Origin of the sequence: Microcoleus sp. PH2017_28_MFU_U_A (genome assembly GCF_020738035.1) — a bacterium.
Taxonomy (GTDB): Bacteria; Cyanobacteriota; Cyanobacteriia; order Cyanobacteriales; family Microcoleaceae; genus Microcoleus.
This window is the reverse complement of sequence record NZ_JAEQCX010000127.1, coordinates 1-11,482: the sequence shown is the minus strand read 5'-3', so window position 1 is coordinate 11,482 and position 11,482 is coordinate 1. Positions and strand designations below refer to the sequence as shown.

Sequence of the window (11,482 nt, the reverse complement as noted above, 5' to 3'; positions counted from 1 at the left end):
CGAAGGAGGAGGTGCCTGATGTCCAGCTTGTTTGTTTTAACTTTCATGTTTTCAACGCCAGCATTTTGTCTGGGTTTAGTAAATCCTCAATGGGTGGGACTGGCAACTCGCAAGCTATCTGTGGCTGTTTACGGCGTTTTGATGGTCGCTTCCTTTGTATCGGTTGGCTTGGCAGCACCTAAGCCGCCGCAGCCTGTTTCCTCGCTGCTGACCTCGATAGAATGGCAAGAATCTAGGTTCAACAGTTGACAGTTGACAGTTTGAGAGCGACCTCTACCCTTAAGTCCGAGGATTGGACTAATGAATAGTCTAATTTTAATTTCTCCCGAGCAGGCGGGCGGGCTTTCAACCAATTCTTTCTGGTAATCACATCTTGGCGATGAAGGAGGGGGTGCTGCCAGCAAACCTGGCTCTAAGGGCACAGTTACGAGCAATTTTACCTGTTAGAGGTAGCTCCGGGCGATCGGCTCGATCAAGATAAAGACTCGATCGAAAATCGAAACGTTGTGTTAGATTTGCACGCGCTAACAGCCTCGGTTAATGATTTAGCTGTTTTGGGCGATCGTACTGATTTGAAGAAGGACGATCGATCGGCTAATATGATTTAATTGTTGAGCTTGCGGTGCGAGTCCATCTATGACTTACAGCTTGAGAATTGTAGATTTGCCGAGTAGCGAACGGCCGCGGGAAAGGCTAATGGCCGGCGGCCCGAAAAGTTTGGCGACTGCGGAATTGATTGCTATTCTACTGGGTACCGGTCAGGGCCCCGGCAAACTTTCGGCTGTCGGACTCGGACAGTATATTTTAAATCAGTTGAGCTTGCACCAGCGGGATCCTCTGGGTGTACTCCGCGGCATTAGCGTGCAGGAGTTGACGCAGATTCACGGCATCGGCCCAGCCAAGGCTACTTCGATTTTGGCTGCCGTGGAGTTGGGGAAACGGGTGTTTCAGTCGCGGCCGCCGGACATGGCCGTGGTGGACTCTCCACAAGCTGCTGCGGATGCTCTGAGTCAGGATTTGATGTGGCAGTCTCAGGAACGTTTTGCTGTGGTGCTGCTGGATGTCAAAAATCGGCTGCTGGGTACTCAAGTAATTACGATCGGCACAGCTACCGAAACTTTAGCTCACCCAAGGGATATTTTTCGGGAAGTGATCCGCCTTGGGGCAACGCGAGCAATTATCTCGCACAATCACCCCTCGGGGAGTGTAGAGCCGAGCCCGGAGGACATTGCTTTGACACGGCAGTTGCTTGCTGGAGCGCAGTTTTTGTCGATTCCGCTGCTGGATCACTTGATTTTGGGAAATGGCGATTTTCGGAGCTTGCGACAGACTACGACGCTTTGGGAGGAGTATCCCCAGGGCGATTGAACTATTATACTTAACTAACTCGATTGCTATCATTAGTTATTTGTATCTTTCGGCTGTTCGAGGGCTGAATCAGCCGTCACAGCAGAAGTTTTGTGGGGGCTGGAGTCTACGGTTACATAGTGTTTGAGGTTAATGTCGCTGCTGATACTTAGTTGCGATCGCAACTCGGTTAATCTAGTAAAGGTAGGCTGAAGAGGTCGCTAATTCGATTTTTTTTCAGCATACTAAACGTATACTGAACCAGCACCTAGATACTCAATTCTTAAGAAATTATGAAATTGGGTGTAAAATATACGGCGTGGTGATAGGAGAAAAACTGTGTTTCTGAGACTTGCAGAACAACACCGTAAATTCGTCCAAGATTTGGTCATGAACCTCCAGGCTTTGGCGATCGTGCTAGAGCGTCGGGGTTATTTGGCATCCTGCTACACTTGCGGGGGTCAGATGAACAGTGCCTCATTTATGGTCAGTTTGACGGACAACCATCTGATTCGATTTTTAGTGTCAGATTACGGTATCACATGGACTGAGATGCGGGACGATCGCGAACTGATGAAACTAGAAGGTGCAGAGGCAATTAGTCAGTTACAAGAACTGGCAAATCTCGTAAAGTACCAAATCCAACCTTCGGAAGCTACTTTGGCGACGGCGCAGCGAGTTTAGCAGTTGCACGGTTCTGAGGAAAGCGGCAGCGAAAGTCGGTGTTTGCCACCTGCAACCGAATCCCCAGCGAGTTAGTTGAGAGGAACAGGTTGCACAGCAATGGCAGCTCAATAGACAAGGGTAATTTCAGGGTGCTTTCAGACACTCATTTTAGCCGTCAGTCGATCGAAGTCTGCCAGGGCCGACAGCAGTCATGCTATATGACGCGATATCAATGGTGCTTTTAACATTCAGTTAAAAGCTTTGACAGATACCGCAACATCTGACGTGAAAGTTTCATTTCAGATTGTGCCACAGACAGAAAACTCCGGCATCAGCCCGATTTTTCTAGGTTAAAGGTATCTGCATAACTTTATGCAAAAAGTGTCTAACTTGGAACCTCTAGTTTTTTGGCAGCAGTTGATTCTGTCTTAAGAGCGATTTGCCAAAAGTAAAACTGCTAATGCTCGTCGCCTGCGATGTTAATTTCTCACTTTGACATTCAAAAGTCAAGGCATTGAAATTAACTATGAGCAGGCAGGTAAAATTTAACATCCAGAGTGAGGATGAGGCTGTGAAGATTGGGCGAAAAGCCGCCCCAGGGTGGATATGCGGACGAATTGCGTTTATTTTTGCTTTTCGATTTAGCTGATAAGGTTGGTTAACAGCTCACAATTAACTTAAAACAGCATCACTGCTGTAAAAAATCTCACAGCCGGCTTTAGCCGGCTAAGTTTTGTGTAACTTTAAGCTTCTGCGTCATGTTTGACCGTTGTAGCCGCGGAAGTTATCACTCATCATTAGGTCAACTGTCAACTGGCAACTGGCAACTGTCAACTGTTTTTTGAAGTGCGCGATCGCAGTTGCTACTAATATTTTATAATATATTAATATTTTCTCCCAAAATATTTATCCCCAAGGTTGGAGTCAGAATCAAATGGTAAATTTAAGCGAACTTCTAGAACCCATCGCCAGCCAATTTCGCAGTCTCGGAATTCCCGAACCAATTACCCATTGGGGACATCCTGTAATGATGGGAATCGTGGTTGTGGCCATGGGTAGCTTCGTCGGGTATACGGGATGGCAGGGACGTTTGGCCGCCGATAAGGATGTCGCGCTCAAAAGTCGAGCGGATCACCGCAAGCTAGCACCGTGGATGTTTCTGTTTCTAGCTTTGGGCTACACAGGGGGCTTGCTGTCGCTGGTAATGCAGCACAAGCCTGTTATGGAAAGCCCGCACTTTTGGACGGGTTCGGGAGTGCTGGTTTTGCTGGCTGTTGGTAGCTTGATTTCACTGACAGGTTTTGGAGGCAATAAGCTGGCACTGCGGGCGGTTCACGCTTATTTGGGCACAACTGCCCTGGCACTTATGGTGCTGCACGCGGCTTTCGGTTTAAAATTAGGTCTGTCTATTTAAGGTAGTACCAGTCTGTTCTCGTTCAGATGAGTTGCGTTCCCCCCTAACCTACCTAAAAAAAGGGGGGACAAGAGACGCAAAGTGTCTCTTGCACCAGGAGCAGGAATGGAGCGCTTAAAGTGAACTCCTACTGCCATTTTTTAGGAGAATTTAGGGGAAGGGAAACGAAGACTCAAACCGAAATATCTGGTTTTCAGCTTAAGCTGTGCGGTTTTGAAAAGTAAAAGAAAGTATATTTGCGATCGCAAAAATTGCTAATCTTAGTAACTACCAAGACAGTTAGGAAGTGATTAAATTGCGGTAACGATTGATTCTATTTATTTCATTCTGCCTGATGACTAATGACTAATAAGGTTCGATCGCGGGGGGACAGCAAAACATGACTAATGACTAATGACTGATGACTAATGACTGATGACTAATGACTAATAACGTTCGATCGCAAAAACAGCAATCTGGTTTTTGAAGAGGGCGAAGCATGACCGCATATAAGTTATTAGTTATAATCTCCTATTTTCTGCGGTCATGCTTCGCCCCTACGGATATATTCGCCTTGCACCCGACTAATGACTAATGACAACTGACAACTGACAACTGACAACTGACTAATTCCATAGTTTCTAATTAATGAATCAAGCAACGGGTGTCATTTTCTGTATTGCCTACATTGTGGGATTGATTTCTACAGGAGTTTCTTGGGGTAGGTACGGGATATTTGCTTTAGGAATAGCGGTCGCAGTCGCCATGCCTAAATTGTTGTTAAAGTATACAAGGAACTCTTTCAAAACCACTAATAAAAGACGCAGCAGAACGAAAGAAAATGCTCTGGAGGAACCCTTAGAAACGAGGGAAAAATTGAGCTTGCTTGAGATGCTGCCGAGAGCAAAATGGGTGTGGGCTGTCGCGGGTTCGATCGCATTTTTGGCGAGCATTTATTTTGCAATTCGATCGCCCCAACCGGCAATGAATGACATCAGCAAACTGATTCCCGTTGGCGGAAACACTCAAGAAGTGGCGGTGACAGTTCGCGGTAGACTGGCTAGTACGCCCCGATTAACTCGATCGGGCCGATCGCAATTTTGGCTAGACACGGATGCAGTTAGCGAAATCAACGGCGGCGAAGGAGGAGTAGTCGTCAACCGCCCAGTATCCGGCAAACTCTACGTTACAGTGCCCCTGCTGCAAGCAACGGGCTTGTATGCCGACAATACGATCGCAGTTGTGGGATCATTGTACAAACCGCAGCCGCCGTCGAATCCAGGGGCTTTTGATTTTCAAGCATATTTAGCCGGACAAGGGGCTTTTGCAGGACTCAAAGGGCGTCAGATTGACTGGAAGAGAGAAAATGCGATCGCGGATGTCAATCGACTTAACACCAAAACGGGTGCTTTCTGGGAGTCAACCGGGATGCAGCCGTCGCCAATTCAAACGATGCGGATGCGGATTGTGCGATCGCAAGTATCACAGTTGAGTGTTCCCGAAGGGCCGTTGATCAGTGCGATCGCCCTGGGCAAACAAGCAGTTGATTTACCCTACACCATCCGCGACTCTTTTGTGCAGGCTGGATTAGCCCACGCGATCGCAGCTTCGGGTACTCAAGTTTCGATGGTTTTGGGTTTAGTTTTAGCTTTAACCAGGCGCTTTTCCAAACAATTACAATTTGGTTTTGGCGTCAGTGCTTTATTTTTGCTCGTGGGATTAACAGGCTTTGAAGCTTCAATCTGCCGCGCCGCCTTGATGGGATTTGGTACACTATTTGCTTTGGTACTAAGTCGCGAAGTTAAGCCGTTGGGATTGCTGTTAATCGCTGCTACTATTTTACTGCTAGTTAACCCTTTGTGGATTTGGGATTTAGGTTTTCAACTGAGTTTTTTGGCAACTCTGGGATTAGTGGTGACAGCGCCGCCGCTGATGGCAAAGTTCGACTGGATGCCACCTGCGATCGCTTCAATTCTGGTGGTTCCCATCGCCGCTTCAGTGTGGGTGCTGCCACTGCTACTTTACGTTTTTAGTGTGGTATCACCTTACAGCATTTTAGTCAATATTATTGCGGCTCCTTTACTGTGGATTTTGAGTATTGGCGGGATGGTTAGCGCTTTAGCTGGATTGATTTTTCCGCCGGCTGGGAGTGTGTTAGCCCAACTGCTTGACTATCCGGCAAAGGGGTTAATTGCGATCGCCGAATATTTCTCGCAATTGCCAGGTAATTCGGTAGCTGTCGGCCAAGTATCGGCGTTTCAACTAATCGCGCTTTACAGTTTAATCTGCTGGGTTTGGCTGGGGGGAAGAAGGAAGAAGGAAGAAGGAAGAAGGAAGAAGGAAGAGGGGAGAGGGAAGAAGGAAGAAGGAAGAAGGAAGAAGGGGAAAAGCAGAGTTTTTGCGCTGCGGATTTCTGCGGCTTGGATTTTACCGCTGGCACTGATGGCGGGAATTGGAGTCGTAGCTTTGCCAGCTTGGCACGTTCAATCATCTTTATTTCAAGTTACTTTGCTGGCGACATCTGGGGAACCAGTTTTGGTAATTCAAGATAAGGGAAAAGTGGTGCTAATTAATAGCGGTGATGAAAATACGGTGAGGTTTACAGTATTGCCTTTTTTGCAGCAGCAAGGAGTTAATTCTGTGAATTTTGCGATCGCCACTCACGGTCATTTAGGCTTGAGCGGCGGTTGGGGAAAATTATTAGAACGCTTGCCAATTAAAACATTTTATGATAATAACGCTCCCAAACAAATTCACCGCGGCAGCAATCAGGAATTTATGACGGCTGTGCAATCTCGCCAAGGCGTTTACTTTCCTTTAGAAACTAACAAGAAAATTGATCTGGGTTCGACGCAGTTGCAGTTCGTGGATGCGGAAATCCCGGTGGTAGAATTACTGGTGGGCGATCGCACTTGGTTGCTTGTCGGTGACATGACACCGGAAGCGCAAAGTATGTTATCAAAGAGATTAGCAGCCACGGGAACATTGAAGCGGGTAGAAGTGCTGTGGTGGTCTGGAAAAACCCTGACAGCCGAGTTATTGAGCGCAGTTGGGCCACAAGTGGCGATCGCATCCTCAGACGAAATCGACCCAGAAACCGCCGCCCAACTGAGCCAAAGCAAAACCCAGATTTTCTGGACAGGGCGCGACGGAGCTCTTCAGTGGACGCCAGCAGGGGGATTTAAGACGACTCTGGAATCGGAAGAAAATCAAACTTCTTTTCTGTAAGGATTTACAATGTGGCGCACTGTGCGGTAAAATACTTTTAGCTCGCATCTCAAGTTTATTGGAGAGGTGGCAGAGCGGTTGAATGCGGTAGACTCGAAATCTACTTTAGGGGTGACTCTAACGTGGGTTCAAATCCCACCCTCTCCGTTTTTCAAGACTTCTGGCGTAAGATATGCAAAGTACATCAAGATAAACTTGCATATCTTACGCCATATTTTAGTGAAGATTTAGAAAAAGCCAATAATTCCTCCACCTCGCTGTTACTAGGAGTTTGTGTGACAACTCATTTGAGAGACTTGACAATTTGCTTTTGTTACAATGATAGAAAATTTGACACAATTCTTAAACTTCAAACCGCACATCTTATTTATGTACGGAAAGAGCGATCGCCCAACTGCTGTTTTGAGCCACATATACAGTATTGTGGAAGAATTCTATCATGTCCGAAAAGAACGCTCCCAATAAAGTTGGTTCGTAGTGAGGATTTTAGTCCGCATCATCCGAGGACTAAAGTCCTCACTACAAACACGTTTTATTACAGTAATACAACAGGCATGAGATGAGTTATTGAAACCAACCTAGGCGAATATGACTTTTATGAACTTAACAATATGATTTTTATGAGTCCATCCAATGACTTTATGAATTGACTTTAAAAAAGCTTTTATTCATAATCATCATATGAACATAAAACAGGACGGAGCCAGTGTCGCCAAAGCCTAGCAGCTAATATTGCGGTCTAGCTAAATCAAATATATGTAGATATTTCTACAGGTTGCAAGCAGGAGTATTTTTTGGTAAGTAACAGATTTATTAGACTGTCCCAGGAAATGCTGACAGAAATCAAAGTATCTAAACAAAATCTATTGCAGGAGAACTAATTATGTATCAAGAACCTCAAAAAAGAAAAGGCCCGCCGCCAATTGTTTTTATTGCATTTCCTTTGATTGCCTGGGGTGCATTCACGTTTATTCCACAGATATTAAAGGGCGGAACTTCACTTAGATTAGTTTCTGGTAACAGTCGTCTCAGTTGGGGAGATAAGATATTGATGCAATCGCAAAAAACAGCAGGAAAACAAGCAGGTGTCAAAGCTTTTGCTGAGGGTAATTACAAAGAAGCTGTTAAAAACTTTCGGGAATCGCTGCAACAAAATCGCAACGATCCAGAGACTCTAATTTATTTAAATAATGCCAAAGTCAATAATGATAATTCTCTGCAAATAGCCGTCAGCGTTCCGATTGGCACTAACCCGAATGTAGCGCAAGAAATGCTCCGAGGAGTTGCCCAAGCTCAAGAGGAAGTTAATGCTGGGGGAGGGATTAATGGTGCGGGTTTGCAAGTTTTGATTGCGAACGATGATAACAGTCCAGATTTTGCCAAAGAAGTTGCAACCGAATTCGTAAACGATCCGAAAATTTTAGCAGTCGTCGGACACAATGCTAGTAATGCTTCTTTGGCTGCTGCTCCTATCTATCAAGAAAAAAAACTGGTGATGGTGACGCCAACTAGCTTTGCTAACAATTTATCAGGTTTTGGTAGCTACATTTTTCGGACAGTCCCCCCGATTCAATCGATGGCGGCTCCTTTAGCAGAATATATGGTTAAGAAAGCTGGCAAAACTAATGTTGCTATCTGCTATGACTCTCAAGCTCCTGATAACGTATCGTTTAAGGATGAATTTGTTTCGTCGTTTTCGGCTTTGGGTGGCAAGGTAGTGCCTACGGTTTGTGACTTTTCAACGCCAACTTTTAATTCGAGTGCTAGCATTGCTGATGCTGTTAGCAAAGGTGCACAAGCGTTAATGGTAGCACCTCATATCGATCGCATCGATCGCGCGATCGACCTAGCTCGCCTCAATACTGGCAAATTAGCGCTCTACGGCAGCACGACACTGTACACCTTTCAAACGGTAAAAGAGGGGAACAAAGACGTTGACGGGCTTGTTTTGTCCGTTCCGTGGCATCCTGACACTAATCCCAACAACCCATTTTCTAAGAATGCGATTCAAAAGTGGGGAGGTGCCGTGAATTGGCGAACCGCCACGAGTTTTGATGCGACTAAAGCTATTATCAGCGGTTTGCAGCGCAGCAATACGCGAGAAGGATTGCAACAAGCACTTAGGGCTCCGAATTTCGTTACCTCTGGTGCGAGTGAGGATGTGAGGTTTTTGCCAACGGGCGATCGATGGAACAAAGCGATTTTAGTACAGGTTCAACGCCAAGGCAACGATTACAGGTTTGTGACGCTCCCGTGATTGGGTGACACAAGAGCGAGTCAGGCACAAATTGAACTCTTTCCCTTCTTTTCTCAACCTTCGCGTCTTTGCGGTTTGTTAGTCTGCGTAGGGTGTGTCGCCATTAAAAATCATGCAGCATTCAATCAACTTTTTTAGCGGCGACTCACCTTATAATATTTATAAAAAAGCTTGCTACAACAAAAATCTTGGGACAGGTGCGTCGCGATGAGATTGTCCCTCTTTTTTGATTATTGTCGATGGCGACGCACCCTACAGCTACTAATGATTAATGTCTAACTGCTATTGCAACTTAACAGCAGCCCGCTGAATCGGCAAAACTTCATCTAATGTCAATTCGCGATCGGCTGTTAGGTGACTGGAACAGCAAATCGTGCTGAAATAAAGAGGACGACCGACAACTTGAGAAAAATGCTGTTCCAAAAGTAACCGAGAAGTAATATCGCCCAACAGTTCAGAGATATCTTTTGTCAATTGTTCAGTATCGTCGCGGTGAGTAATTCTGAACCCAAAAGGCGTTTTGCCGATCGACTTTTTAATCTCCGCATCAAAAGCATCATCTTTACCAGCCACAAAAGCCGCAGACTGAGCTGTCAAAAATTGCCAAGCTTCTGGAAACATCTTGCGAATGTTTTCCAGAGGATTTCCGGTTTCGTAAACTAAAGTAGCAGTTTTGCAATCCATGAATCCGACCTCAGGTAGTTAGTAGTGTGTCTCGACTGTATTTCAAGTTTTGATATTGGTTATCATATTCATAATTGGCCACTAAATCAAGGGCTGTTCTGTCTTCTCTTCCTCTGCGCTCTCTGCGGCCTCTGCGGTTTAATCATTCAGAAACACTTGTGACGCATCAAAACCAAAGAAACCGGGTTTTTTTCCCAATCTGCACGCCATAACAAAGTATTCTCCCAAAAAACCCGGTTTCTGACTACCCGGCCCAATGCTCTGGGAAAGCCGATTTCCAATGCCCAATGCCCTGGGTAGGCTGATGCCCAATGCCCAATGCCCAATGCCCAATCAAAAAAAACTATCTTTTCCAATACCTGCGCCAGTGAAACAAATTCTCCCACAAATTCTGCATAAAAGTATTGCTGCGGAGACGCTGCGACTCCCAAACAGCAGCAGTTTGACCGTTAATGGCCGAAAAACTCGACCAAATATAAGGAAGTTCGGCGATCGCCTCAACCTTCATTCCGTGACGCACAGCAAAGGCGATCGCATGAATCAACTCCGCAGCTTGCGGGCCGACAATAGTCGCTCCCAAAATCTCCCCGTCACGCCGCCCGACAATCTTACAAAAACCCGTTGTCTCCCCGGACATTTGAGCTCTTTCAACATTCTTGAAATATTCCCTAGCCACAATCAGATCGTCTCCAAAACGGCGCCTTGCTTGCGCTTCTGTCAAGCCAACCCTCGCCAACTGCGGATCGGAAAAAATCGCCCAAGGAATCCCGCGATAATCTATTTGATACATCGGCAAAAACAAAGCATTTTTCACAGCAACCGCAGCTTCGCAATTGGCGATGTGAGGGAACGAATAACCGCCAGCAACATCGCCACAAGCGTAAATTCGAGAATTAGTTGTTTGCAGCTTTTCATTTAAAATCAACCCGCGATCGCTAAATTTAACCCTAGCAGCTTCCAGATTTAACCATGCAAAATTGTGTCCGCGGCCAGCGGCGAGAAAAATCTCCTCAGCTTCGATCGCCCTTGCCCCAGCTTGAATCCACTTTTTACCGTCAATCACCCTAGCTTGAGTCACCTCAGTCGCAGTCAGAATCCGCACTCCTTCAGCTTCCATTCCAGCTTGCACCAAACCAGCAGCCTCGCGGTCTTCTTTCGCCAAAATCTGCGAACTTTTCACCACCAAAGTCACAGCAACGCCCAGCCGAGAAAAAGTCTGAGCCACTTCAACACCGCTGGGATCTGCACCGATTACAGCCAAACTTTTCGGCAACTTTGGCAGTTTTGCCAATTCCCCGACTGTTTCGGAAGTAAAAAAGCCGACAGACGAAAGTCCTTCAATATTGGGAATTGCAGGTAGAGTTGGACAAGCTAGCAAATAACAGCGCGATCGCAATTTCCGATCGCCCGCAATCAAAGCCAAATTCGGTTTGGCAACAAACTCGCTGTTACCAAAAATAATATCAACCCCGCGAGCAGCTAAAACGGCGAGATCGTCAATTTCTGACAAATTAGAAACAACGCCGTCAGCCCACTTCTTAACCCCGTTAAACTGCAATGCGATCGGCATTTCGGAATTAGCCAGATCTGGGCGAAGTCCGAACTGTGGGTGGCTCATCTGGTGAGCAAAACGAGCAGCCTCTCTCAAAGTTTGGCTGTATTTCAAACCCAGGGCGATCGACTCTTTCCCCCCCGCCGGCAAATCTTGAGAATTACTGAGCGGTTCCACCAAAGCAACGCGAGCCGGGAAATTAGTTGCAGTCAAAGCAGCATAACGTCCGGCCGCAGTTCCACCAATAATCACTAAATCATAATCAAGCATAAATAAATTTGTCAGATAAGACGGCGGTTGAAACCGCTCCTATACAAACGATGTCCGCCTCCGCGGACTCAAGAAAACAACGTAA

At 46.2% G+C, this 11,482-nt stretch carries 9 protein-coding genes and 1 tRNA gene; 7 read left to right on the top strand and 3 right to left on the bottom strand.

The genetic code is table 11. From position 1 onward, the window contains the following. The first annotated feature begins 18 nt into the window (after positions 1 to 18). Positions 19 to 249, top strand: a complete 231-nt coding sequence (locus JGK14_RS28340) for a hypothetical protein (RefSeq protein WP_293196624.1) — start codon at positions 19 to 21, stop codon at positions 247 to 249. A 387-nt stretch (positions 250 to 636) separates the two neighbouring features. Further along, positions 637 to 1,368 carry a RadC family protein gene (radC, locus tag JGK14_RS28335; protein ID WP_293196625.1) on the top strand — a complete coding sequence of 244 codons (732 nt, stop codon included), beginning with the start codon at positions 637 to 639 and terminating at the stop codon, positions 1,366 to 1,368. 32 nt (positions 1,369 to 1,400) lie between these two features. On the opposite strand, the gene JGK14_RS28330 is transcribed toward radC, so the two are convergent. Next, on the bottom strand, positions 1,401 to 1,532 hold the full coding sequence (locus tag JGK14_RS28330) for a hypothetical protein (protein WP_293175254.1): 132 nt from the start codon (positions 1,530 to 1,532) through the stop codon (positions 1,401 to 1,403). A gap of 154 nt (positions 1,533 to 1,686) precedes the next feature. On the opposite strand from JGK14_RS28330, the gene JGK14_RS28325 reads away from it, so the two are divergent. The 5 genes from JGK14_RS28325 (at position 1,687) to JGK14_RS28305 (ending at position 8,891) form a co-directional block, all read left to right on the top strand. Further along, positions 1,687 to 2,031: a DUF1815 family protein gene (locus tag JGK14_RS28325; RefSeq protein WP_293148941.1), complete on the top strand. Its 345-nt coding sequence runs from the start codon at positions 1,687 to 1,689 to the stop codon at positions 2,029 to 2,031. Positions 2,032 to 2,947: 916 nt separating this feature from the next. Then, complete coding sequence (locus JGK14_RS28320) at positions 2,948 to 3,427, top strand: DUF4079 domain-containing protein (protein ID WP_293149068.1); 480 nt, start codon at positions 2,948 to 2,950, stop codon at positions 3,425 to 3,427. A 627-nt stretch (positions 3,428 to 4,054) separates the two neighbouring features. Further along, complete coding sequence (locus tag JGK14_RS28315; RefSeq protein ID WP_325315750.1) at positions 4,055 to 6,634, top strand: ComEC/Rec2 family competence protein; 2,580 nt, start codon at positions 4,055 to 4,057, stop codon at positions 6,632 to 6,634. Positions 6,635 to 6,694: 60 nt separating this feature from the next. Further along, positions 6,695 to 6,781, top strand: a tRNA-Ser gene (locus JGK14_RS28310). 736 nt (positions 6,782 to 7,517) lie between these two features. Further along, positions 7,518 to 8,891 carry an ABC transporter substrate-binding protein gene (locus JGK14_RS28305; protein WP_293314206.1) on the top strand — a complete coding sequence of 458 codons (1,374 nt, stop codon included), beginning with the start codon at positions 7,518 to 7,520 and terminating at the stop codon, positions 8,889 to 8,891. 282 nt (positions 8,892 to 9,173) lie between these two features. Here the strand turns inward: JGK14_RS28305 and JGK14_RS28300 are convergent, their stop codons facing one another. Then, positions 9,174 to 9,575 (bottom strand): hypothetical protein, encoded by a 402-nt coding sequence (locus tag JGK14_RS28300; RefSeq protein WP_293210578.1) that lies wholly within the window; start codon positions 9,573 to 9,575, stop codon positions 9,174 to 9,176. Positions 9,576 to 9,918: 343 nt separating this feature from the next. After that, positions 9,919 to 11,397 (bottom strand): dihydrolipoyl dehydrogenase family protein, encoded by a 1,479-nt coding sequence (locus JGK14_RS28295; RefSeq protein ID WP_293220646.1) that lies wholly within the window; start codon positions 11,395 to 11,397, stop codon positions 9,919 to 9,921. Between the last annotated feature and the right edge of the window lie 85 nt (positions 11,398 to 11,482).

Coding starts and splice junctions, on each gene's coding strand:
- JGK14_RS28340 (WP_293196624.1), top strand. CDS start 19: ATGTCCAGCTTGTTTGTTTTAACTTTCATGTTTTCAACGCCAGCATTT.
- JGK14_RS28300 (WP_293210578.1), bottom strand. CDS start 9,575: ATGGATTGCAAAACTGCTACTTTAGTTTACGAAACCGGAAATCCTCTG.
- JGK14_RS28315 (WP_325315750.1), top strand. CDS start 4,055: ATGAATCAAGCAACGGGTGTCATTTTCTGTATTGCCTACATTGTGGGA.
- radC (WP_293196625.1), top strand. CDS start 637: ATGACTTACAGCTTGAGAATTGTAGATTTGCCGAGTAGCGAACGGCCG.
- JGK14_RS28295 (WP_293220646.1), bottom strand. CDS start 11,397: ATGCTTGATTATGATTTAGTGATTATTGGTGGAACTGCGGCCGGACGT.
- JGK14_RS28305 (WP_293314206.1), top strand. CDS start 7,518: ATGTATCAAGAACCTCAAAAAAGAAAAGGCCCGCCGCCAATTGTTTTT.
- JGK14_RS28320 (WP_293149068.1), top strand. CDS start 2,948: ATGGTAAATTTAAGCGAACTTCTAGAACCCATCGCCAGCCAATTTCGC.